Raw genomic sequence first — 24,023 nt, 5'->3', positions numbered from 1 at the left:
TTTATGTGCCTTTGAAAGCAACCTATTCTATCATTATCCCGTATAAGCCAACAGGAATCAAATTTGAAAGACCTATGACAAGGATCAAGCTTTTTTTTATGGCCTGCCTGCTGCTGGCTGCCTGTAAAAATGAACAGGCCCCCGCGCCGGTAAGCGGAGGCGTAGACTGTGACGCAGCCCATATCACAACAGCCACCGTTTTTGCTATTATCCAGGCTAACTGTACCAGCCGTGGCTGTCATCCGGGCGGTAATGCCCCCGCGCTGGCAGATTTTTCCACGGAGGCAAAACTGAAAACGTTTATCAACGCCAATCGTACTGTTTTTGAAGCGCGCGTTACCGGCCCACAGGCGGATATGCCGCAATCAATGTCTTTTCCCGCGCTCAGCCAGGGTATAAAGGACTCAATCGCTTGCTGGATCGCCAAAGGACTCCCGGATCAATAACCTAAAAAAAGATAAACATGAAATACTTATTGCTTTTTGCAGTTGCCGTGCTATCGGCTGCTACTGCATCTGCACAGGATGTTTACTCCTGCAAAAACACCCGTTTATCATTTTTTTCGTCTTCTCCGCTGGAAGACATAGAAGCGAAAACAGATAAAGGCGCCTCCGCACTTAATACAAAAACGAAGGAAGTTTTTTTCAAAGTACCTATCAGCTCTTTCCAGTTTAAGAAAAAGCTGATGCAGGAACACTTTAATGAAAATTATCTCGAAAGCGATAAATATCCTTTTGCAGAGTTCAAAGGGAAGATTAACGAATCGCCGGAGCTCAGTAAAGACGGCACTTACCCGGTAACGGTTACGGGTACACTGAACATCCACGGGGTAGAAAAAAGCTACACCGCAAAGGGCACTATCACCACGCAGGGCACCACAATTACGGTTGCTTCCACCTTTAATGTACGTGTAGCCGATCACGGTATAAAAATACCGTCGCTGGTAGTGCAGAATGTGGCGGAAGTGGTAGCGGTTACCGTTAATGCGATTTATACACCTTACAGTAAATAATACATCACTCCATGAAGTATATATCAACCATTTTATTATGCTGTGTGTTTTCGGTTTATGCACATGCACAGAGCCTCGACAAGCTTTTTGATTCTACGGCTATCGGTCATACCAAAGTGAGGGATACTTATAAAAGTACCCGCATTGTACAGGGGCAGTCTACCGAAATGCTGCGTAAGCACGAACTCGATTTCCGCGTTACACACCGCTTTGGCGATGCCGGTGGTGAATTTGGAGGTACCAAAACATTTTTTGGCACCGACAATTCCACTGATATCCGTATTGCTTTTGAGTATGGTATCAGCGACAACCTGATGGTGGGTATCAGCAGAAGCAAGGGCAGCGGGGATTTACAGCAATTGTATGAAGGACTGGTGAAATACCGTTTCCTGCAGCAAACAACCGATAACCACGTACCGGTATCATTGGCGGTTTTTGGTAATGCGGTGATCAGCGGGATGCCTTCCGCCACAGACAAAACGTCGGCCGCCTATTTTGAAGACGGTGCGGACCGCCTCATGTATGTGGCCCAGGCCCTTATATCAAGGAAATTTGGCGACAGGTTATCACTAACCCTGGCCCCTACCTACGTACACCGTAACCATGTGGCCTATATGGACATGAACAATATGTTTGCCCTGGGCGGCGCCGGCAGGCTGAAGCTCAGCAAAAGGATAGGTATCCTGGCTGAATATTATTACCCGTTCCGTTCACAGGAGAGCAAAGACTATTTTAAATCCGCAAAGGGCATTTCTTTTTATAACCCGCTGGGCCTCGGCCTGGAAATAGAAACAGGCGGCCACGTATTCAGCATTACTTTTACCAATTCCACTGCCATCCAGGAAAGCCAGTTCATTCCTGAAACCACTACTTCCTGGTTACAGGGGCAATTCCGGTGGGGTTTCAATATTTCCCGTAGATTTACGTTATTCGGGAAGAAAGATTGGAAAAAATAAAATGCCGCATACGTGAAAATTCATGGTTAGCCAAAATAGCCGCCCGCTTTATGCGGGTGCAGTCTGTGGCCATGGTCCTGGGACGCACCATACACCTGCATGGAGCGTCCCGGGAACGCTTTTTAACGGATACAGCCTGGATGCGGCATGAAGCTTGTCATATCAAACAATACCAGCATCTGGGCTTTTTTGGTTTTTTATGGAGATATCTGTCTGAATACCTGCGCAGAGGCTACTATAACAATACTTTAGAGGTGGCTGCCAGGGCTTCAGAGGAGGATCCGGACATCCTCAGCGATATTGAAATAGTCTAAAGAATCGTTAAAGTCAGAATTTTTCCAGCCGCTGGTTTTATTTTTCTTATTTTTACGTTAAAGGTTGATTTTATGGTTAAGAAGGTAACAGAGGGCATCACCATCAGCGTGGAGACATTCTACCAGCCGGATTATTCAAATCCTATTGGAAGCGAATTCATGTTTGCTTACCGTATTACCATTGAGAACAACAATATTTTCCCCATCAAACTGCTTCGCCGTCACTGGTACATTATTGATTCCAATGGCACACACCGTGAAGTAGAGGGAGAAGGTGTTGTAGGTGTTCAACCACTGCTGGCGCCAGGTGAAACTTACCAGTACGTCTCGGGATCCAATCTCCGGACTGAGATCGGCAAGATGTACGGTACTTATCAAATGGAAAACCAACTGGACAAGAAAATACTGGAAGTAAAAATTCCCGAATTCCAGATGGTTGTTCCCTTTAAGCTGAACTAATTCCCCGTATTCGTTTAACCTGTAACTCTCTGTTCTCAGGGCCTGTACTTCGAGGCTTTGAAGATCTCCGTCACGTTTTTGGATTCCATTAATTGCTGCAAGGTCATATCCTTGTGCTCACTCATATACTTTTTTATGATCTGCCAGCCCACAAAATTGGCAATTTTACCCGGGGCGCCCTCGGGCATTCCCTGTGTAGACGGCCCATCGCCCACAAAATGATTGATCTGCTGCCAGTCGCTGGAGTATACGAGGTTATTTTGCACAAAAAACTGCCAGATCATCCGCTCGTTTTCCAGGCACCAGTCCAGCTGGCTTTTCGTATAGCCCAGTTTGATAGTATCCGGTGTTTCCGGCAATACCTTATCCAGGAAATATTGCTGTTTCCCTGCTTCCATCATCTGTTCCAGCAGGTTACCGTTTTTACGCGCCGGCGGATACAGCTGCTGCTGGATCACCTGCATACAATTGGTGGTAATATACTGGGGGGCAAAGCGATGGATCATATAATCCGGGTAGTCGGGGATCTGGGCATAGGGCGGAAAGTCTTCTCCCATATACATATCCAGCCCAATGCCCAGTATAGAGTCCACGGTGATGGCGCCGTAGTTGGCGATACCGGAAATAAAAGTGACCACCCTGGGCGGATGAAAAGATGGAATGTAGTATTTGATATACCGGAAGCATTGCTCCAGGTCTGCTTTCAGGGTAGAGTTGCTGCCATATTTCGCCGCCACCGATTTTTCCAGCTGCCGGAAATCGGGAGTGGTTAAAAACAGGTGCAGTTGTTGCTGTACTGCTGCGTTGCTGTCGGAATAGGCGCCCAGGTTCAGGATATCCGTAATATACAGGGGCAGGAACACAGGGTATTCGGCATGCAGCTTTGCCAGTCCGGGTTGTATATTGTTGGTATCAATAGTGAACAGGGCGGAGTCGAAACGCGATAAACTAACGTTCATGGCTATATGACTTACATCCGGCGCTTTATTGCCGGAATTGCAGGCAACGGTACCCAGTAAGGCTACCACGCAACTTATCAGCAGGGTATATTTATTAATGTAACTTTGCATCGCTCTTAAAACTCATCTAAGGTAAAATTATTATTTACCTTGTATTATAAAAAATTAAGAATTAGCATCATCTATGAAGAAGATCATCTTTTTATTGGCGATAATAGGAGTAGCGAAAGCAGGAATGGCTCAATATGGCGGTAATTCTTTCAGGGATAAAGTGAAGCTTGGGTTCACCGTGAGCCCGATGGTTTCCATCCTGAAGCCACAGGAATCGGGGGTAAACAGGAACAGCGCCAAAGCCGGGCTGAACTTCGGTCTGATGGCCGATTTTAAGCTGAATGAACAAGGCACTTACGCATTTTCGTCGGGGTTCCAGGTACTACTGGCCGGCAGTAAGCTGAAATATGATGCGGGTAAGGGTTTAAGCGATTATAAAGCCAATCCTGCTGAATATAATATGAAGCTCACCTATATAGAAATACCACTGGCATTGAAGCTGAAAACCGCTTCAGCCGATGAGGGTGGTGTTGGTTTCTGGGGCCAGTTTGGTACCTATCTCGATTTCCCTATAACCGGCCGTGCGGATGTAGTGTCAATGGGGCAAACCTATGATAAGGTGAATATCTTACCGGAAATGAACCGTATCAACATCGGGATGTTATTGGGAGCAGGAGTAGAATACCCACTGGGCGCCAATCTTACCGGAACAGCCGGGATTACCTACCAGAACGGTTTTGTGGATGTGACCCGCAATGGCAAATGGGACGACGGGCGGGTAAATATGAACAGCTTTGCGCTCCGGCTGGGCGTATTCTTTTAGTTTTGACCTGAATATCTTTTTATCATGAATATTATACTGGCACAGCAGAATTATCATATCGGCAATTTTGAAAAGAATATAGCGAAGATCATTGATGGTATTCATGCCGCAAAAGCCCAGGGGGCAGACCTGGTGGTGTTTTCAGAATTGTGCGTATGCGGTTATCCCCCCCGCGATTTCCTGGAATTTGAAGATTTTATTGCGCAGAGCTATCATGCGATAGACGTTATAAAAGCGCATACCAAAGATATTGCAGTATTGGTGGGAGGCCCGGCCCGTAACCCCCAGCGCGAAGGAAAAGACCTGTTTAACGCTGCCTGGTTTTTATATGAGGGAGAAGTAAAACAGGTGGTACATAAAACCCTGCTGCCTACCTACGATGTATTTGATGAGTACCGGTATTTTGAGCCATCTATCGAATGGAATGTTATCCCGTTTAAAGGAAAGAAGCTGGCGGTAACCATTTGTGAAGATATCTGGAACCTGGGAGATAATCCCCTGTACCGTGTTTGCCCGATGGACCAGCTGATTGCCCAGGAGCCGGATGTGATGATCAATCTCTCTGCGTCCCCGTTTGATTATGATCATGATGAAGACCGCAAAGAGATCATTCTTTCGAATGTACTGAAATACAAGATCCCGATGTATTACTGTAATACCGTGGGATCCCAGACGGAGATTGTGTTTGACGGAGGTTCTCTCATCTATGATGCGCAGGGTAACATTGTGAAGGAGCTTCCCTATTTTGAAGAAGCAATGGGTGGCATAGAGCTGGAAAAGCTTACCGGTAAGGATCTTCCACCGGTGAAGCCCGCTGTTTTTACGCCGCTCACTGAACTGGTGTTTGATCATAATATAGACAGGATCTACGATGCGCTGGTACTTGGTATTAAGGATTATTTCGGGAAGATGGGTTTTACAAAAGCCATCCTGGGATCTTCAGGCGGTATCGACAGCGCCGTAACACTGGCTATTGCCTGCGATGCGCTGGGTAAGGAAAACGTACGGGCTATCCTGATGCCTTCTCCCTACTCTACCAGTCACTCTGTAGATGATGCCGTGGCCTTGTCCGAAAACCTGGACAATCCCTATGATATTATCCGTATCAACAACATTTATGAAACCTTCCTGGACACGCTGGAGCCTTATTTCAAAGGATTGCCCTTCAACGTGGCAGAGGAGAATACGCAGTCGCGCATACGGGGCAACCTGCTGATGGGACTATCCAACAAGTTTGGTTATATCCTGCTCAATACATCCAACAAAAGTGAACTATCCACCGGCTATGGTACCTTATACGGTGATATGGCAGGCGGATTGAGTGTTTTGGGAGATGTGTACAAGATGCAGGTATATTCCCTGGCAAGGTATATCAACCGGGAGAAAGAGATCATACCGGTAAATATTATTGACAAGGCGCCTTCTGCAGAGCTGCGGCCGGATCAGAAAGACAGCGACAGCCTGCCGGATTATGCAATTCTCGACAGGATCCTGTACCAGTACATAGAGCGCCGCCAGGGGCCGCGTGAAATAGTAGCTCAGGGCTTTGATGCCGCTTTGGTTTCGCGGGCCTTAAAGATGGTGAACACCAATGAATACAAGAGAAATCAATTCTGCCCTATTATACGGGTCTCGTCCAAAGCCTTTGGTGTAGGCCGCAGAGTGCCCATTGTAGGGAAGTACCTGAGTTAAGCTATTTTAATATATTTGCAAAAATCTGATCATACAATCATGTTACAAGTACCGTTTATACGTCAAAATAAAGAATTTGTTTTAGAGCGGCTGGCATTTAAGAATTTCAAGGAACTGGAGGTAGTGGAAGAAGTGCTGGCGCTGGACGACAAGCGTAAGAAATTAACCCTTGAATACGATGAAACACAGGCCCAGGTAAATAGTTTATCCAAAGAAATAGGTAAGCTGATGGCCCAGGGCAAAAAGGAAGAAGGAGAAGCGCAGCGCGCTGCTGTAGCGGCATTGAAAGACCGCCTCGGCCCTGTGAATGAAGAGCTGAATGCCACTGAAAAAGCATTGCAGGATGCCCTCGTAAAGCTTCCCAATCTCCCATCCGCCCAGGTGCCTGCCGGAAAAACACCGGAAGAAAACGTGGAAGTGCGCAAAGGAGGTAAAATTCCTGACCTGTATGCAGGCGCTGTTCCCCACTGGGATTTAGCTAAACAGTACGACCTTATCGACTTTGAACTGGGTAACAAAATTACCGGCAGCGGCTTTCCTGTTTTCAAGAACAGGGGCGCCCGGTTACAACGCGCCCTGATACAGTATTTCCTGGATTACAATACCATCAATGGTTATACCGAGTATGCGCCGCCTTACCTGGTAAATGAAGCATCTGCCTATGGTACCGGTCAGCTGCCGGACAAAGAGGGCCAGATGTATCATGCCACGGCAGATAATTACTATCTCATCCCAACTGCAGAAGTACCGGTAACCAATATTTACCGCGATGAGATCCTGAAAGATACCGACCTGCCGGTGAAGATGACGGCTTATACGCCCTGTTTCCGCCGTGAAGCGGGTTCCTATGGCAAGGATGTGCGTGGGCTCAACCGCGTTCACCAGTTCGATAAAGTGGAAATTGTTCAGCTGGTACATCCCGATAAGTCTTACGAAGCGCTGGATGAAATGGTAGCACATGTGGAAGCCTTGCTGAACCAGCTGGAGCTGCCTTACCGCATTCTTCGTTTATGCGCCGGCGATATGGGCTTTACATCTGCCATTACCTATGATTTCGAAGTATATAGCGCCGCCCAGCAGAAATGGCTGGAGGTGAGCTCTGTGAGTAACTTTGAAGCCTATCAAACCCACCGTATGAAAATACGGTTCAAGGAAAATAATGGTAAGCCGCAGTTGCTGCATTCTCTGAATGGAAGCTCCCTGGCGTTGCCGCGCATCCTGGCCTGCCTGCTGGAAAACAACCAGACAGTTGAAGGCATAAGGATACCAACCGTGTTGCAGAGCTACTTCGGCAGCCACATGATATAACCTATTGGGGATAATCTTTTAACGGATGACGGGTTCGCGTAAAGATGCTCAGGGAATAATATCCGCTGACATCTGCCGCAAATCCGTCATTCGTCGTTTGGAATTCGTAATTTCCACTGCCAATGCTCCTTATGAAACATTTCCTGCCCACCGGCGACGAACTCATCATTCGTCCACCTGAACATAACGATGCAGCTGGTTTGCTGGCCAGTTTCCAGCGCCTGACGCGGGAAACAGACTACCTGCTCTTTACCCGCAGTGAGTCGATGGAGCTGGATATTGCTTCAGAAGAGGATTATATCCATTCATATCTCGATAATCCCAATCAACTTTTGCTGGTGGCCGTAGTACAAGGCCAGATCATTGGTTCCATTAATGTGAACCATAGTGGGTTGTATAAAAAAGCACATACCGCAGAAATAGGCATTGCCGTTGAAAAGCAATGGAATAACATGGGCATCGGCCGCCGCCTGCTCACGGCCATGCTACGCTGGGCTGAATCGCGCAGTAACCTGCGGATGGTATACCTGCATGTTTTTTCTACCAATGAAAAAGCGATGCAACTGTACCGCAATTTTGGCTTTATGGAATGCGGGCGTCTGCCAAATGCTATTCTGCAGAAAAATGGTAGTTATGTAGACCTGGTAACCATGTACCTGGAGCTGAAACGCTAAACTCAAAGCCTTCATTTACTTTTGACAGGCCCCTCTTAAAAAAATAGTTATTATTGTCCGGTGAAGGCATGAATGGGATCATAGATGCTTCTCGCATACTTCTCAGTTGCTTAGGAGTCGCCTATGTGTAGTACTCACCATATAGTCTTTATGTAGTCCTCATACACTCTTCATACGGTCAACACGAATTAATAATGCACTTTCAATGCTTAGTGCATGCACCTAGGATACACAGGTCCTGAAATAGGTTTCCACTGCCATTCCTATGAAATCCGGCAAAAAGCGGCAAAACCGGCGGATTGGTTTTGCCGCTTTTTGTTGTGATGGTAATTTAGCGGTAGACTTTATTTCAATCTGTGTACCAGTATCCTGTTGCAATTATCCGCAGAGCGGCACCTGAGCGCCTTCAGCGGCTGATATTGCGGATCAGGAGATCAGCCTCCGCTACAATCATTATAAAAAATTCTCCCGAATACAATTAAATTTAGGGTCTTAAATGAAGCAGTATGGACAGATATGACAGGCAAACGAGATTGGAAGGATTTGGCCCCGCAAAACAGGCATTACTGCAGCAGGCAAAAGTGCTGGTAATTGGCGCCGGCGGCCTCGGGGTGCCGGTATTGCAATACCTCACCGCAATGGGGATCGGGACTATCGGCATCGTGGAACATGATGTTATTTCCATCACCAACCTGCAGCGGCAGGTACTGTATACCACTGCGGATCAGGGCATGCCCAAAATTGAACAGGCCGTAAAGCGGCTGCAGGAGCTGAACCCGGAAGTAACCCATATCCTGCACGATACCTGGCTCACCACTGATAATGCCCTGGAACTTTTCAGTAAATATGATGTAATTGTAGATGGTTCGGATAACTTCGGTACCCGCTACCTGGTGAACGATGCCTGTGTAATTACCGGCAAACCGCTGGTGTATGGAGCTATCTATAAATACGAAGGGCAGCTGAGCGTATTCAATTACCAGGAAGGCGCCACTTACCGTTGTATTTTCCCTGAAGCACCGGAAAGCGGGGAAATGCTCAACTGTAATGACATTGGCGTGTTGGGTGTATTGCCTGGTATCATTGGATGTTATATGGCCAATGAAACCGTGAAAGTAATTACCGGTATAGGTACTCCGCTGCGCAACCAGTTGATGACGATTGACACCCTGAACAATACCCATCTTACTTTTAACATCACCCCGGTAGCGGCCAACCGGCAAATCACTGCCCTGCAGGAGAACTACCAGCAAACGGTTTGTGAACAGGAAGGGGTACAGTCATTGTCTGTACAGCAGTTAAACGACTGGTTACAACGTGACCTGCCTTTTATGTTACTGGATGTGAGAGAAGATGATGAATGGGAGATCTGCCATATCCCCAGATCCGTGCATATCCCCATGGGGCAGGTGTTACAGCAGGTAGCTGCCATCCCGGACGATGTACCGGTGGCGGTGCTTTGTCATCATGGTATGCGAAGCCGTGCAGTAGCGCAGCGGTTAACAGAATTAGGCTACAACCGCGTATACAACATAGAAGGCGGTATCCATGCCTGGGCCAGTGCTATTGATCACCAGATGCAAACTTATTAACCGTGATCCCTGAGCTTTGTATCCTCTTTTTTATTGTGGCGCTGGCTTATTCAGCTGCCGGGTTCGGCGGTGGTTCCAGCTACCTCGCTATTTTATCGCTTCCTTTGTGGATGGTAGATTTCCAGCTGATGAAATCCACTGCTTTGTTATGTAATGTAGCCGTGGTGAGCGGAGGTGTTTACCATTTTTATAAAAGTGGCCACCTGCCTATAAAAAAGGCATGGCAGCTGTCGCTGGTAAGTGTGCCGCTGGCTTTTATAGGTAGTTACCTTCCTATGAAACAGGCTACATTTTTCCTGTTGCTGGGGCTTGCGCTTACATTGGCGGCGATATTGATGTGCTACCGTTTATTTTTTGAAAAAGAAGAGCCTATTATCCCTGCTGATAAAGAAAATGGCATTGCCTATGGCATTATTGGCGGTGGCATAGGATTACTTTCCGGTATGACCGGTATTGGCGGTGGCATCTATCTTTCGCCGGTATTGCGGTTGGGCAGATATGATACGGCTAAAAACATTGCAGGATTAAGCAGCTTTTTCATTTTGGTAAATTCCATTGCAGGATTATGTGGCCAGGCCGCAAAGCATGCCATTGTGTTTGATGTGGGATTTGCCGGACCTTTGCTGCTGGCGGTTATTGCTGGTGGCCAGATTGGTGCAAGACTGAGCGCAAAAGTATTGAATCCGCGCTGGGTGGCAGGCGCAACGGCTTTGCTGATACTGTATGCAGGCGTGCAGATGCTGCTGAAGTAGCGGTTGCAGGAAAAGGGAAATACAAATGTTGGCATCAGGCCTGTGTGCACATGTTGCAGAACTATCCGCCTATCACCGACATGCTCTCCATATTTTCTTCCGTATGATGCTGCTCTGCCTCGAAGCCATCTGCAAAACGCGCGTGGATGGCAGATTGTATGGCTGGCAGGAGGAGATGCTGCCGGCCTTCTTCTCTCATTATCTCTTTTACATTCAACACATCATTACCATACAGGCATGTTTTCATACTGCCGGTAGCGGATATACGAAGACGATTACAGGTGCCGCAAAAAGTACGGCTGTAGGCAGGGATCACGCCTATATTGCCTTTGTGGCCGGGAATATGATAGTTGAGCGAAGTAGAGTGGGGTGCATCCGCTATTTTCTGCAGCGTATAGTCTTCCCCGATAGAAACAAGAATTTTATGATAGTTCCATACAATCCCTGAAAACGTATGTCCCTGCCCGTTAAAAGGCATTTCTTCAATAAATCTTACTGATACCGCATTGTTGCGTGTAAGTTCAGTAAATGCGCCTAATTCATCGGTGTTCACATTTTCCATCACCACTGTATTGATCTTTACCTGCATATTGTGTAGCAGCAGGCTTTCCAGTGTATCCATCACAGCGGGGAACCGGTTGCGGCGGGTAATTTGAAGGAAGCGGCCGGCCTGTAATGTATCCAGGCTCAGGTTAATATGTGTGATCCCCAGTTGTTGCAATGCAGGGATATACGCCTGTGTTAATACGCCGTTGGTAGTGATGGCAATTTCCCGGATACCGGGAATCGCTTTTATTTTTTCCAGCAGGCTCATTAAACCAGGGCGGAGAAAGGGCTCTCCACCGGTGATCCTTATTTTGGAAATGCCTGCGCCGGCAAGTGTTTGCAGCAGGCGGAGAATTTCGTTATCAGTAAGTAATGCCTTGCGTTGCACAAAATGCATGTTTTCCGGCATGCAGTAGGTACAACGGAGGTTGCACCGGTCTGTTACCGACAGGCGTACGTAGTCTATGATACGATGATGTGCATCTGTGAGCATTGTTATCAGCAGTTTTTGCCGGCCATCGGATTATCGAATGCCTGGCTGTCGTCCTCGTTTCTGTCTGTAAGACATTTAAAATCTTTCTCCACCAGGATGGTTAGCTCCGAGCCATCGGCATTGGGCAGCATCAGTTCAAAGCCTACCTGGTCGGGTGCATACCAGGCAGCAAGACGGGAAACCGGGAGCAGCAGGTGTACGCCATCGTGCTCCATTTTTATAACAGGATCAGAAATATCCTTTCCCCGAAGGCAGAAATGAAGGGTACCGGCGCCTATATGCGTAATTGATTCCACTTTCCCGGTAGTTTCCAGGAGCTCTACATCTGCTTTATCCAGGCGGTATCTTATACTGTTGTCTCTTAACCTTATTTTCATAAAATTGATTTTCTGCCGTATTAAAATTACTACTTTATCGGGGCTATATTGTAGTTTTAACGAACAATTTACGGAGTATGGGTATATTATTGTTCGGAGCGGCCAAAGATATTGCCGGTGTACCGGTGCTTGACAAGCCGGAACATATTACAGATGTAGCCACCCTGAAGGCCTGGTTGTTCGGGGTATATCCTTCGTTGCAGCAGCTCAGGTCTGTGATGATAGCGGTAAACCGGACCTATGCAGCTGATACACAGGTAATAAGCAGCCAGGATGAGATTGCGGTGATCCCGCCGGTGAGTGGAGGCTGAGCATTGTTTTTAGTTTTAGTATTTAAAAGATGGAAATATTAATAGATATCAAAGATACCATTACCGTGCAGGAAGCGCTGGACTTCATCCATGCGCCGGAATGCGGAGGGGAAGTGATTTTTTCCGGTACCGTGCGTAATCACACCAGGCAACGGCCGGTATTGAAATTATTTTATGAGTGTTATGAGGCGATGGCTATTTCTGAAATGCAGAAGATAGCGGCGCAGGTAGCGGAAAAATGGGATATACAGCGCCTGGCCATGCTCCATGCGGTTGGAGATAAATATCCCGGCGATATTGCAGTGGTAATAGCGGTGGCTTCTGCCCACAGAGGGATCGCTTTTGACGCCTGTGAATTTGCGATAGATACTCTTAAAGAAACTGTTCCTATCTGGAAAAAGGAATTTTTTGCAGACGGGGAAGTTGTATGATACAGCTATTCAGCCGCTGGCCCGGACACATTTGTACCCTTACTGCTGGTTAACTATTCCAGGCCGGCTTATTTCTCCAGGTCTTTCAGTGCTTCCGCCTTTTCTTCGGGCGTATTGGCATTAAACTGTTCTGCTGCATACGGATTGTTGAAAAGCGCGATATCTGTATTCAGCATGGTTTTGCGCGGGCAATTCTTCCCGGCATTTACATTTTCCTTCAATGAATTTAACCCCGCTGGTTCCCAGATGGAGATAAGCGGTTCCGGCAGGTTATTTACCGGGCTTACAAAAGTGGTAGCTGCTTTACCGGCATCGCGGGATGCGATGAGCAGTTCGAGGCTTTGTTTGCTGAGCAGGGGAAGGTCGCAGGCTATGACCAGCCAGGCGGTTTCCGGTTGCAGCGCATGTGCGCTCAGGAGCCCGGCAGACGGTCCTCCAAAGGGTACTGAATCGGGTACCAGGTGCGGGTACCCCCAAAAATCTGCCTGCTGTTCTTTCCGGCAGGAAATATACACTTCCGGCAGCAGCGATTGCAATAAAGTAACGAGGTATTGCCATTGCGGCATACCATGATAGGGGATATTGCTTTTATCTTCCTGCATGCGGGTGCTGAAGCCGCCGCACAGCACCAGTCCTTTTAATGGCGCTTTATTAACGGGTATAGTCATGTTTACCGCCTGTTTTGCTGATGAGTTTTGTTTCCCGGATGATCATATCCTGGGTAAGGGCTTTGCACATATCATAAATGGTAAGTGCCGCCACGCTGGCGCCAGTGAGGGCTTCCATTTCCACGCCTGTTTTGCCGTTGGTTTTTACTGTACAACGGATCACCGCTTCTTCTTCTTCCAGGTGTATCTGCACATCGCAGCCATCCAGCAGCAAGGTATGGCAAAGCGGGATAAGCTCCGGTGTTTTTTTTGCTGCCATGATACCTGCCATGATAGCGGTTTGAAATACGCCCCCCTTGCGGGTTTGAATATCCTGTCCGTGAAACTGGGCGCGTATCACCTGGGGCAGGTACACACGGCTCTCGGCAACGGCTATACGATAAGTATCCAGTTTGCCGCTGATGTCTACCATAGCAGGCTGGCCACTTTCGTTCAGGTGTGAAAAAGCATTACTTGATTCATTGGACATAAAATCATAAATTTAGACAAGTTCACTTTATACAAAAGTAATTCAAAATGATGTTGACTGTTGCTGCTGCATTTAAGGCTGTGATGCAAACTGTGCGGGACCTGGGTACCGAAACGGTGCCTTTTGAATCCGCTGCCGGCCGTATTTTGCGGGAGCCTGTACTGGCCGACAGGCCCTTCCCGCCATTCGACCGGGTAACTATGGATGGCATCGCTGTTAATTACGACAGCTTTGCCCGCGGTCAGCATATTTTTGGAGTGGAAGATATACAGGCTGCAGGCACACCGCAGCTGCAGCTTTCCAACACTGCCAACTGTATAGAAGTGATGACCGGCGCCGTGTTGCCGGAAATGACAGATACCGTTATCCAGTACGAGCATCTTACGCCTTCAGAGCATGAAGGGTTTCGCCGTTTTACTGTGCATGGCGCCGTAAAAAAAGGACAGAATATTCATAGGAAAGGATCAGATGTAGATGCTGGCTCGGTACTGATAAAGCCCGGAACGCTGATAGGCCCTGCAGAAGCTGGTGTATTGGCTACAGTGGGACAAACCACGGTAGAAGTAAGCAAACTGCCCAGGGTAGCAGTGATTGCCACCGGAAATGAACTGGTGGCTGTACATGAAACACCGGAGCCTCACCAGGTACGTATTTCCAATATTTACAGCCTGCTGGCATCGCTGGCTCAACTGGGCATCACAGCCCGCTATGTGCATTTACCGGATAACGAAGCGGAAATGAAGGATCAGCTTTTGCCCCTGTTGCGGGAAACAGACATATGGATCAGCTCAGGCGCTGTTAGTGCCGGTAAATACGATTTTTTGCCTGCAGTATTGGAACAGCTTGGCATGCAGCAGGTATTCCATAAAGTACAGCAGCGACCCGGGAAACCTTTTCTGTTTGGCACTTTCAAAAACGGTCCTGTTGTGTTTGCCTTGCCGGGAAACCCGGTATCAGGATTCATGTGTTTTTACCGTTATGTGCACGCATGGATACAATCCGCTATGGGTGCGGCTTTACCGGAGGCCTGTTACGCTCAGTTGTCGGAGAAGGTGATATTTGATGCGGCCCTGGAATATTATTTGCCGGTAAAATTGCAGTCGCAGCCCAACGGCTTGCTCCTGGCTATTCCGCAGCCTTACCAGGGTTCAGGCGATCTGGCCAGTTTGCTGAAGGCAGACGCATTTTTAACCCTGCCGCTGGAACAGGATGTATTTGAAAAAGGAAGCAGTTACCAGGTGTGGCGGTTCCGTTAAGCAAACGCTCCCGTTGATTTTCCTGCAATATGCCCCCTGACCGGTTAAACCCGTTCCGCATTTGATAGTCTCACTACAAATAAATGCTTATGGCTGAAGTTGCCCGTAAAATTCAGATGCAACATCTCGCCTGGCGCGCTGGCTTCGGAGAAACCCTCCCTGTGATCTCCCACTGGGAAAGCAAAAGGCGGGAAAAAATTGTGAATAAAGTACTTATCGGGCCTGCAAGAGCGTCAGTTACTTCTGTAGATGTGGTAGCAGCAGATGATCTTCCGGATTACAGGAAGCAGAAAACAATGACCCCTGAAGAAAAGAAGGCAGTGCGGAAAATGAATGACGAGGGCATTAAAGACCTGAATGTATCATGGGTAAATGCGATGGTACATAGTGAACATCCTCTCCGGGAAAAGATGAGCCTTTTCTGGCATGGTCATTTTGCCTGCCGTACACAAAATGTATTATTCAACCAGCAGCTGTTGTCGGTAGTTCGTGAAAACGCCCTGGGCAACTTTGGTGATCTGCTCAGCGCAGTGTCCAAAAGCCCGGCCATGCTGCAATTTCTCAATAATCAACAGAACCGCAAACAACATCCCAACGAAAACTTTGCCCGTGAAGTAATGGAACTATTTACGATGGGAAGAGGCAATTATTCAGAACAGGATGTGAAGGAAGCTGCGAGAGCCTTTACAGGATGGGGATTTGATGAAACAGGCACTTTTGTTTTCAGGGAAAAACAGCATGACGATGGCCTGAAAAATTTCCTGGGGAAACAAGGGAATTTTAATGGAGATGATGTATTGAAAATATTATTGGAACAACGGCATACTGCCAGGTTTATTACCGCAAAAATATACCAGTACTTCGTATCAGAAACACCTGATGAGGAGCGTATTACGGCATTGTCGGAGAAGTTTTACCAGTCGGGCTATAACATCAAATCCCTGATGAAGGAAATATTTATGGCCGATTGGTTTTACGATTCAAATATTGTGGGTAATCGGATCAAATCGCCTGTGGAATTGTTGGCAGGCATCCGCAGAACCATACCCATGACCTTTGAAAAGGAAGAAGTGATGTTACTGTTCCAGCGGGTATTGGGGCAGTTGCTTTTTTATCCGCCCAATGTAGCCGGATGGCCTGGTGGGCGAAGCTGGATCGACAGTTCCAGCCTGATGTTCCGCCTGCGTGTACCCCAGGTAATATTGTATTCCCAGGCCTTTAATGTAAAGCCTAAGGAACTGACACCTGAAATGGGCGATGGGGCTAATTATAAAATGACCCTTCAGATCAACGATTTCCTGAAACGGCAATTTGCGAAAAAAGTGAATGCTAAGGTAGACTGGGACCCTTATGTGGCCGGTTTTGAGAAGGTGCCGAGAGAGAAATTAGCCGATGAAATTGCCGGTGTTTTATTACAGCAGCCTGGTAATATAAGCCGGTCGTTGCTGGAGAAATATGCCGATAGCAGCAGCCGGGAAAACTATATTAAAACAGTCACCATTGATGTAATGAGTACACCGGAGTATCAATTGTGTTAAACTATTAACCGCTAAAAGTAATGCTATGCTGATTCTCAACAGGCGCCGTTTTTTACAGGTAGGCTCACTGGCTTCTGCGGCGATGATGATGCCAAAGTTCCTGAAGGCGCTGGAAAGAGGCCATCTGGTGCCTCCGGGTAACAAAGTGCTGGTGATTATTCAATTATCTGGCGGTAATGATGGATTGAACACCGTTATTCCTTACCGTAATGATATTTACTATAAAGCCCGTCCTGCGCTGGGAATAAAAAGGGAGGCTGCGCTTTCCCTGAATGATGAACTGGGGATCCACCCGGCATTGAAAGGCTTAAAGACTTTGTATGATGACGGGGCGCTGGGTATCCTGAATAACGTAGGTTACCCTAACCCCGACCGGTCACATTTCCGCTCTATGGATATCTGGCATTCTGCAAGCCAGTCGGATGAATACTGGTCCGACGGCTGGATAGGCCGTTACCTCGATGCCCAATGCAAGGGGTGTGATAAACCTACACAGGCCCTGGAAATAGATGATACCCTGAGCCTGGCCTTAAAAGGCGACAACGACAAAGGGCTTGCAATGACCGATCCGGCAAGGCTATACGGCACCAGCAATGATAAATATTTTGCGGAGCTATTAAAGCAGCATACCAGTGAAAACGATCATCATAATAATGCGGATTACCTGTATAAAACGATGGGTGAAACCATTTCCTCTGCAGCTTATATCCAGCAACAGTTTAAAACATACAAATCTTCTGCTCCTTACCCCAATACAGAGCTGGGTAGGAACCTGCGAACCATTGCCAACCTGGTAATGTCGGATATCAACACGAAAGTATATTATGTATCGCATGGGAGTTTTGATACCCATGTAAACCAGCAGGACCAGCAGGCCCGCCTGTTTGGTCAGCTGAGCGATGCGCTGACCGTGTTTACAGATGATCTGAAGAACAATCATCGTTTTGAAGATGTGGTAGTGATGACCTTTTCTGAATTTGGGAGAAGAGTTAGTCAGAATGCCAGCGGAGGCACGGATCATGGCACGGCCAACAACATGTTCCTGGTAGGTGGCGGATTGAAACAGCCGGGACTTATCAACAGCGGCCCTGACCTGCTTAACCTGAAAGACGGGGACCTGCAATACCAGGTAGACTTCAAAAGCGTATATGCCACACTGTTATCCAGCTGGCTGGGCGCCGATGATAAGGCGATATTAAAGGCGGAGTACCCGCATTTGTCTTTTGTATAACGCGGATTTTGTCTTGGAACACTAATCATCATAATCAGTGTTCCAAGACAATCGCCGAAGGGGATTACTGCCCCTGCTGGGTTACACTCGCCCTGAAGGCCCCGTCTTTTGTAATGCGTGGCCCGCCAACGCCGGTGGCATCTTTCAGCGTGCCGGAGAAAGTTCCTTCCACTGCCTGGTTGTCTATGCTTGTAATGGTAATAACGAAATCAGTGCTGCCTGCTGAAGTAAGATTAGTGTAGTAGGTGCTGTTCAGGGAAATAAGCATACCATTTCCTTTTTGGGTGGCAGCATACACGCCTGGTTTAAATGGCATGGATGCAGTGGCCAATGTAAAAGTAATTACATCGCCATTGTAACTCTGACCGGTGATTTCCATAGTAGGATAATCATTGTCCGGGTTTTCATCCGTTAAATTGGGCAAGGTAATAATGCCCTTTGGATTTTCTGAAAGATAAACCCTGTTATCCAGCTTCAATGATATAAATTTCCGTTGGCGGCTATCGTTTTTGTCCTTGTCGCAGGAAGTGCCCAGTAAAACAATGGCGCTGAGCAATACGGTAACTAATATGCGCATAGGTTATATTATAATCTGTTTTAATTAATTCGCGGCTAAATTAAACATTTAAAAAACAAAAAACGGATGCCGGTAAAGGATTGTTACACCCGGTTACCGGCATCGGTATGATCATTAAAAGTTGGATCTAGGCTTTGCGGGCGGTACGATACAGGTACCAGCCCATAAACGCAAAAAAGGCGCATCCTATTATATAGTATCCACCCTGTCCGAGGATATTTGTTAGCAGTTGTTGATTATTCAGTTTGGCAAGGATCACAGCCGACCAGTCGAAACCCGCCAGGATGGCTATAATCACGCCGGCTACCGCCCCTCCGGCCACAAGACCCGTGGCAAAGAGATTGCCCTTACCCAGCTCTTCTTCTTCCGGGGATATTTTTTTGTTGGCTTTCTTTTGCTGGTGATCAACCACTCCACGGATAGCGCCACCAACAAAGATGGGCAAAGTTGTGGATAATGGAAGATAAGCGCCTACCGCGAAAGAAAGCGAGTTAACGCCGCACAGCTCCATGGTAACAGCGAGGAACACGCCTACCAGTACAAACTGCCAGTCGAGGTTAAATGAAAGAATTCCCTTTGCCAGTGTAGCCATGAGCGTACCCTGCGGGGCTGGATAGTATGCGCTGCCGATTGCATGTTCGGTAACGCCATGCGCTATCATATCTGCCGTAGGCTTATCCAGGAACTTTACAGTTAAACCAATTACCACGGAGGAAACAATGGCCCCGATGAACAATGCTATCTGCTGGTACATGGGGGTAGCGCCTACGATGTAGCCTGATTTCAGGTCCTGGGAGGTACCGCCGGCATTTGCAGCGGCAATACAGATCATACCACCTACTACCAGCGCCATGGGCTCATACACTTTACCGGTCCAGCCAACAGCAATAAACACCAGGCAGGTGCCCATGAGCGTAGCGATGGTCATACCGGAAATGGGATTATTGGAAGAGCCGATGAGGCCTACAATGCGGCTGGATACGGTAACGAAAAATGCGCCGAATATTACCACTAGCAAACCTACCAGTAGTTTTTTACCGATGGAATCGCCGGGGAGCTGCGGCAGGAAGGCCATAAGCAGGATGAGCGCAATACTGCCAAACAGCACTACTTTCAGGCTGAGGTCCTTTTCTGTTCTTGGTACACTTCCTTTTGCATCTGCATTGGCGGGGCCATCTTTGATAGCGCCCAGGCTTCCTTTGAAAGAGGAAATGATAGTGGGGATCGTTTTTAACAGGGTGATGAAACCGCCTGCTGCTACGGCGCCCGCGCCTATTTGTCTTACGTAGGCATAATACACCGCGGAAGAATAATCGGAGAAGGTATGTGTAAGCGGGTTCCAGTCGCCCTGCCCGCCTGGTGTTTGCAGGTTGGCGAGGTAGCCTATTTTCACCAGTTGTGTAGCGATCATATCAGGCGGCAGCAATGATGCCAGTAAAGGAATGAGCGCCAGCCAGCTAAGCACGCCGCCGGCTACCAGTACTCCTGCAATGCGAGGGCCGATAATATAGCCTACACCCATATACTCCGGTGTGATATCGGCACTGATCTTGGCGGAAGGGAAAAATTTGCTGGCCTGTTTGGTCATGTATTCCGGTGTTTCGGCAATTACATGCAGGATCTTTTGCAGGATGGCATAGGCAAAAGCAAAGCCCAGGCCATAGAAGGCGGTTTTGGCAAAGTCGCCGCCCTTCTCCCCGGCTATTAAAACATCGCCACAGGCGGTACCTTCCGGGTAGGGCAGGGTTTTATGTTCTTTTACGATCAGCGATTTTCTTAACGGGATCATCATAAGGGTGCCGAGGATACCGCCGAAAATGGCCAGGATGAGTATAGTGAAATAGTTGAAGAATTGTGCGCCGCCGCCATCGCTCAGGAACAGGAAGCCTGGCAGTGTGAATACCACTCCCGCGGCTATGGATTCGCCGGCAGACCCGGTAGTTTGGATAATGTTGTTTTCCAGGATGGTGGTATTGAAGAATTTTCTTCCCAGTGTAATAGCGATAACGGCGATGGGGATAGATGCAGAAACGGTAAGACCCGCTTTCAGCGCCAGGTACACGGTGGCGGCGCCGAAAATGATGCCGAATACGCAGCCAAGCAAAATAGATTTCAGCGTAAATTCTTTCATTTGTACGCCGGGTGGAACAAAGGGTTTGAAGTTGTTATCGGGCATAAGATTGTTTATGGATTACAGGTAGAGATGTTATAATGAATGAATTTACTTTTAAAAAAGGAAAGGAGGAAAGTTATCCGCTTTCCTCCTTTCCTTTTTATAATAATATTGACTACCGGACACCGTGCATCCATTTTTTCAGGAAGCTGGTAGAGAGGAACAGCAGTATGGCAGCGCCTCCCGGCAGGATCACAAACACCATGAAAAACTCATAGAGGTTGTGGATGGTGAAACCTGCGAAGGTAGGGTAATGTGTAGCCAATTTAAGCTCTTGTAATTTATCCAGTTGCTGCGCAGTGGCAGTGATGGTGCCATCGAGAATACCTTTCAGGTCGATACCGTTTTGCGAAGCGAGTTGATATTTATCCAGTGTGGGTGGCAACAGTGCGCCCAGGGTACCAGCCAGTGCATAACCGGCGGCATTGGCGAGGAACCATACTCCCATGAGCAGGGAAGAGAAGCGGTGAGGCGCCAGTTTTGCTACCAGTGAAAGGCCTATGGGCGACAGGCACAATTCGCCAAGGGTATGGAAGAGGTACATCAGGATCAGCCAGCTAACACCGAGTTTTTCGTTGGGGCCGAGGCTCTTCATTTGCAGGGCGATGATAAAGAACCCGAATGCCAGCAATGCCAGCCCGATGGATTGTTTCATGGGAGAGATAGGCTCCAGGTTACGCTGTTGTAATTTGAGCCATAACCAGCTGAAAGGCAATGCAAATACGATGATGAAGATAGAGTTGGCGTTTTGAACGAAGGAAGGAGGCATATCCCAGCCGAAGAGGCGGCGATCTGTCTGATAATCAGCTACAAAGGTAAGGGAGGAACCGGCTTGTTCAAAGCAGGCCCAGAAGAAGATAACGAAGAAGGCCACGAAATAGATAACGGTGATTTGTTGTCTTTCTACTTTGGTAATGGATTTATCGGTAAGGATCAATACAGCAAGACTGATACCGGCTGCATATATAAATGGATACACCCATGATTTGATTGGGTTGGGATCGAGCGACAGGAAGTGGATACCGAAGAAGAGGACTACCATTAAAACGAGGACGCCGATAATGGCGCCGGTAGTAAATTTGGCTTTATCGGCTTCGCCGGTGGCAGTAAGAGTTTTGGAGAAATCCGGTTTACCGCCGATGGCTTCACCGTTGGGTTTTATTACGTATTTATCTTTCAGGAAGAAAAACAGGATAGTTCCTGTGAACATGGCTATGCTGGCAGCAAGGAATCCCCATTTGAAAGCGCTGACCATTCTTACACCGTCTACTTTTACGTCGCCAAGGATGGGGCAGATGAGCATACCCAGGAAGGCGCCCATGTTGATGCCCATATAAAAGATGGTGAAGGCAGAATCGAGGCGGCCATCGTTTTTGGGGTAAAGCTGACCCACCATAGAAGATATGTTGGGTTTAAAAAAGCCGTTGCCTATAATAATTATGAAGAGGGCGAGCCAAACGATCATTTTGGCTGTGTCCACGTTGGTGGCATAGAGAATGGCGCTGAGCACCATGAGCAGCTGCCCTACGCCCATTATAAAACCACCTAATATAATACAGTTCCTGTTACCGAGATACCTGTCGGAGATATATCCTCCCAGCATGGGGGTAAGATAGCATAAGCCAAGAAAGCCGCCATAGATGATAGAGGAATCTGCTTCTGAGAAAGCCAGCGCATTTACCAGGAAGAGCGTCAGCAATGCCCGCATGCCATAAAAATTGAAGCGTTCCCACATTTCCGTGGCAAATAATACTGAGAGCCCCTTAGGGTGGCCCTTCTGCGAGGCAATAGGGGACTCTTGTGCAACAGTAGTTTGCATCATAAATTGGTTAGTTTTAGCAATAGTTGTTTAGATTTCGTGAACCTTTAAATGTGGCAAGTTAAATAAAATCGTTAATCTCCGTAAAAAAATGGTATAAATGCTCATTTTTTGCGGTTTTTTGATCTTTCTTTGCACTTTCTTTCGCATCTGCATTTATTAGGCAATTCATATGAACATACTATTACTTGGAAGTGGTGGCCGGGAACACGCACTGGCCCTTAAAATGTCACAAAGCACCCTTTGCGGTCAGTTATTTATTGCACCGGGTAATGCGGGTACCGCTCAATGCGGCACGAACGTTAACATGGGTGTAAGTGAATTTGAAAAGATAAAGACCTTTTGCCTGGATAATGCGATAGACATGGTGGTGCCCGGATCTGAAGAAGCCCTGGTAAACGGGATCTATGATTTCTTTCAGAATGATCCCCTGCTGCGGCATATCCCTGTACTGGGCCCTTCAAAGCAAGGTGCACAGCTGGAAGGAAGTAAGGCTTATGCCAAGCTGTTTATGGAAAGGAATAATATCCCCACTGCTGCCTACCGGGAATTTAATGAGCAGAATTATGAAGAGGGCCTGGCCTATCTTCAACAGCACTCCTTACCAATTGTGTTAAAGGCCGATGGCCTGGCGGCAGGTAAAGGCGTGGTAATAGCGGCTTCCTATGAAGAAGCGGCAGAAGAATTTGAGCAGATGATCCGTTCCGCGAAGTTCGGAGATGCCAGTAAAACCGTGGTAGTAGAGCAATTTCTTACCGGCATTGAGTTGTCTGTATTCGCAATTACAGATGGCCACACTTATAAGATATTACCTGAAGCAAAGGATTATAAAAGAATTGGTGAAGGCGACCTTGGGCTGAATACAGGTGGTATGGGAGCGGTATCTCCCGTGCCGTTTGCAGATGCTGCCTTTATGAAAAAGGTAGAAGATGAAGTGATCCGGCCCACTATAGCGGGCCTTTCCAGGGAAGGCATTGTATATCATGGCTTTGTCTTTTTTGGCCTGATTAATGTGGAGGGTTCGCCTTTTGTGATTGAATATAACTGCCGTATGGGCGATCCGGAAACGGAAGTGGTGATGCCACGTTTGAAGAATGATGCACTGGAACTGTTCAATGCGGTGATGACCGGCAAACTGAGCGGGCAAACCATATACGCAGATGAGCGTGCAGCAGCTACGGTAATGCTGGTATCGAAAGGGTATCCTGAAGCATATGAAAAGAATAAGGTGATCAATGGTATCCCCGCGCCTACCCGCGACCAGGTGGTGTTTCATGCCGGTACCCGTCAGGAAGGCGATGAAGTGCTGACCAATGGCGGCCGTGTACTGGCTATTACATCACTGGCATCAGACCTGACCATGGCACTGGCACATTCTGTACAAACAGCGGAGCAGATCACATTTGACGGCAAGGTATACCGCCGGGATATCGGTTATGAATTCATTTAACCGTTGACCGGGATTCATTTACAGTGGGGAGGACTGGTACAGGACAATTGAAAAGCGGGACTTGTAAAGGCACAATTTTAGGCAGCAGGAAC

Annotated in this window: 25 protein-coding genes; 17 read left to right on the top strand and 8 right to left on the bottom strand. The window is 47.7% G+C overall.

The features are described 5' to 3' along the window. Nucleotides 1–74: 74 nt before the first annotated feature. The 5 genes from FN124_RS07415 to apaG all read left to right on the top strand — a co-directional run bounded on the left by FN124_RS07415 (nt 75) and on the right by apaG (nt 2,741). Entirely contained in the window at nt 75–446 is a 372-nt protein-coding gene (locus tag FN124_RS07415; RefSeq protein WP_142684096.1) for a hypothetical protein, read from the top strand. 17 nt (nt 447–463) lie between these two features. Then, nucleotides 464–1,012: a YceI family protein gene (locus FN124_RS07410; RefSeq protein WP_142684095.1), complete on the top strand. Its 549-nt coding sequence runs from the start codon at nt 464–466 to the stop codon at nt 1,010–1,012. 11 nt (nt 1,013–1,023) lie between these two features. Further along, on the top strand, nt 1,024–1,968 hold the full coding sequence (locus FN124_RS07405; RefSeq protein WP_142684094.1) for a DUF5777 family beta-barrel protein: 945 nt from the start codon (nt 1,024–1,026) through the stop codon (nt 1,966–1,968). Nucleotides 1,969–2,018: 50 nt separating this feature from the next. Further along, nucleotides 2,019–2,282 carry a DUF4157 domain-containing protein gene (locus tag FN124_RS07400; protein WP_260607357.1) on the top strand — a complete coding sequence of 88 codons (264 nt, stop codon included), beginning with the start codon at nt 2,019–2,021 and terminating at the stop codon, nt 2,280–2,282. Between the two features lie 72 nt (nt 2,283–2,354). Continuing rightward, nucleotides 2,355–2,741: a Co2+/Mg2+ efflux facilitator ApaG/CorD gene (gene apaG / locus FN124_RS07395; RefSeq protein WP_079469727.1), complete on the top strand. Its 387-nt coding sequence runs from the start codon at nt 2,355–2,357 to the stop codon at nt 2,739–2,741. Nucleotides 2,742–2,776: 35 nt separating this feature from the next. Here apaG and gldB read toward each other — a convergent pair whose 3' ends face one another. Further along, a complete protein-coding gene (gene gldB / locus FN124_RS07390) occupies nt 2,777–3,811 on the bottom strand; it encodes a gliding motility lipoprotein GldB (protein WP_142684092.1) in 1,035 nt (344 codons plus the stop codon). Between the two features lie 73 nt (nt 3,812–3,884). On the opposite strand from gldB, the gene FN124_RS07385 reads away from it, so the two are divergent. The 6 genes from FN124_RS07385 (at nt 3,885) to FN124_RS07360 (ending at nt 10,592) form a co-directional block, all read left to right on the top strand. Next, nucleotides 3,885–4,574 carry a porin family protein gene (locus FN124_RS07385; RefSeq protein ID WP_142684091.1) on the top strand — a complete coding sequence of 230 codons (690 nt, stop codon included), beginning with the start codon at nt 3,885–3,887 and terminating at the stop codon, nt 4,572–4,574. A gap of 24 nt (nt 4,575–4,598) precedes the next feature. After that, a complete protein-coding gene (locus tag FN124_RS07380) occupies nt 4,599–6,266 on the top strand; it encodes an NAD+ synthase (RefSeq protein WP_142684090.1) in 1,668 nt (555 codons plus the stop codon). Between the two features lie 39 nt (nt 6,267–6,305). Then, complete coding sequence (gene serS, locus FN124_RS07375; protein WP_142684089.1) at nt 6,306–7,574, top strand: serine--tRNA ligase; 1,269 nt, start codon at nt 6,306–6,308, stop codon at nt 7,572–7,574. 131 nt (nt 7,575–7,705) lie between these two features. After that, the gene (locus tag FN124_RS07370) at nt 7,706–8,248 is read left to right on the top strand and encodes a GNAT family N-acetyltransferase (protein ID WP_221887747.1); all 543 of its coding nucleotides are present in this window, start codon (nt 7,706–7,708) and stop codon (nt 8,246–8,248) included. A gap of 506 nt (nt 8,249–8,754) precedes the next feature. Beyond that, complete coding sequence (locus tag FN124_RS07365; RefSeq protein WP_142684087.1) at nt 8,755–9,840, top strand: HesA/MoeB/ThiF family protein; 1,086 nt, start codon at nt 8,755–8,757, stop codon at nt 9,838–9,840. A 2-nt stretch (nt 9,841–9,842) separates the two neighbouring features. Continuing rightward, the gene (locus tag FN124_RS07360; RefSeq protein WP_142684086.1) at nt 9,843–10,592 is read left to right on the top strand and encodes a sulfite exporter TauE/SafE family protein; all 750 of its coding nucleotides are present in this window, start codon (nt 9,843–9,845) and stop codon (nt 10,590–10,592) included. 61 nt (nt 10,593–10,653) lie between these two features. Here FN124_RS07360 and moaA read toward each other — a convergent pair whose 3' ends face one another. Then, nucleotides 10,654–11,631, bottom strand: a complete 978-nt coding sequence (gene moaA / locus FN124_RS07355; RefSeq protein WP_142684085.1) for a GTP 3',8-cyclase MoaA — start codon at nt 11,629–11,631, stop codon at nt 10,654–10,656. Between the two features lie 5 nt (nt 11,632–11,636). Then, nucleotides 11,637–12,008, bottom strand: a complete 372-nt coding sequence (locus tag FN124_RS07350; protein WP_142684084.1) for a DUF7009 family protein — start codon at nt 12,006–12,008, stop codon at nt 11,637–11,639. A 77-nt stretch (nt 12,009–12,085) separates the two neighbouring features. Between FN124_RS07350 and moaD the strand changes: the two genes are divergently transcribed. Continuing rightward, complete coding sequence (gene moaD, locus FN124_RS07345) at nt 12,086–12,319, top strand: molybdopterin converting factor subunit 1 (RefSeq protein WP_142684083.1); 234 nt, start codon at nt 12,086–12,088, stop codon at nt 12,317–12,319. Nucleotides 12,320–12,348: 29 nt separating this feature from the next. Beyond that, the gene (locus FN124_RS07340) at nt 12,349–12,750 is read left to right on the top strand and encodes a molybdenum cofactor biosynthesis protein MoaE (protein ID WP_142684082.1); all 402 of its coding nucleotides are present in this window, start codon (nt 12,349–12,351) and stop codon (nt 12,748–12,750) included. A 68-nt stretch (nt 12,751–12,818) separates the two neighbouring features. On the opposite strand, the gene mobA is transcribed toward FN124_RS07340, so the two are convergent. Further along, nucleotides 12,819–13,418, bottom strand: coding sequence for a molybdenum cofactor guanylyltransferase (gene mobA, locus FN124_RS07335; protein ID WP_142684081.1), 600 nt, complete (start codon nt 13,416–13,418; stop codon nt 12,819–12,821). Next, a complete protein-coding gene (gene moaC, locus FN124_RS07330; protein ID WP_142684080.1) occupies nt 13,402–13,887 on the bottom strand; it encodes a cyclic pyranopterin monophosphate synthase MoaC in 486 nt (161 codons plus the stop codon). Before moaC ends, mobA begins: the two co-directional genes overlap by 17 nt. 47 nt (nt 13,888–13,934) lie before the next feature. Between moaC and FN124_RS07325 the strand changes: the two genes are divergently transcribed. From FN124_RS07325 to FN124_RS07315, 3 genes are all read left to right on the top strand, one after another. Next, nucleotides 13,935–15,143: a molybdopterin molybdotransferase MoeA gene (locus FN124_RS07325; protein WP_142684079.1), complete on the top strand. Its 1,209-nt coding sequence runs from the start codon at nt 13,935–13,937 to the stop codon at nt 15,141–15,143. 89 nt (nt 15,144–15,232) lie between these two features. Further along, nucleotides 15,233–16,681: a DUF1800 domain-containing protein gene (locus FN124_RS07320; protein ID WP_185937122.1), complete on the top strand. Its 1,449-nt coding sequence runs from the start codon at nt 15,233–15,235 to the stop codon at nt 16,679–16,681. Nucleotides 16,682–16,706: 25 nt separating this feature from the next. Further along, on the top strand, nt 16,707–17,912 hold the full coding sequence (locus tag FN124_RS07315) for a DUF1501 domain-containing protein (RefSeq protein WP_142684078.1): 1,206 nt from the start codon (nt 16,707–16,709) through the stop codon (nt 17,910–17,912). Nucleotides 17,913–17,976: 64 nt separating this feature from the next. On the opposite strand, the gene FN124_RS07310 is transcribed toward FN124_RS07315, so the two are convergent. The 3 genes from FN124_RS07310 to FN124_RS07300 all read right to left on the bottom strand — a co-directional run bounded on the left by FN124_RS07310 (nt 17,977) and on the right by FN124_RS07300 (nt 22,484). Next, nucleotides 17,977–18,489: a hypothetical protein gene (locus tag FN124_RS07310; RefSeq protein WP_142684077.1), complete on the bottom strand. Its 513-nt coding sequence runs from the start codon at nt 18,487–18,489 to the stop codon at nt 17,977–17,979. A 127-nt stretch (nt 18,490–18,616) separates the two neighbouring features. Continuing rightward, nucleotides 18,617–20,665, bottom strand: a complete 2,049-nt coding sequence (locus FN124_RS07305; RefSeq protein WP_142684076.1) for an OPT family oligopeptide transporter — start codon at nt 20,663–20,665, stop codon at nt 18,617–18,619. Between the two features lie 112 nt (nt 20,666–20,777). Beyond that, nucleotides 20,778–22,484 (bottom strand): peptide MFS transporter, encoded by a 1,707-nt coding sequence (locus tag FN124_RS07300; RefSeq protein ID WP_221887746.1) that lies wholly within the window; start codon nt 22,482–22,484, stop codon nt 20,778–20,780. Between the two features lie 169 nt (nt 22,485–22,653). On the opposite strand from FN124_RS07300, the gene purD reads away from it, so the two are divergent. Continuing rightward, the gene (gene purD, locus FN124_RS07295; RefSeq protein ID WP_142684075.1) at nt 22,654–23,931 is read left to right on the top strand and encodes a phosphoribosylamine--glycine ligase; all 1,278 of its coding nucleotides are present in this window, start codon (nt 22,654–22,656) and stop codon (nt 23,929–23,931) included. Nucleotides 23,932–24,023: the final 92 nt, after the last annotated feature.

It is taken from the genome of Chitinophaga polysaccharea (assembly GCF_902150045.1).
Lineage (GTDB): Bacteria > Bacteroidota > Bacteroidia > Chitinophagales > Chitinophagaceae > Chitinophaga > Chitinophaga polysaccharea_A.
Note: the sequence above shows the minus strand (reverse complement) of the source record. Positions and strands in the feature narration are given on the sequence as shown.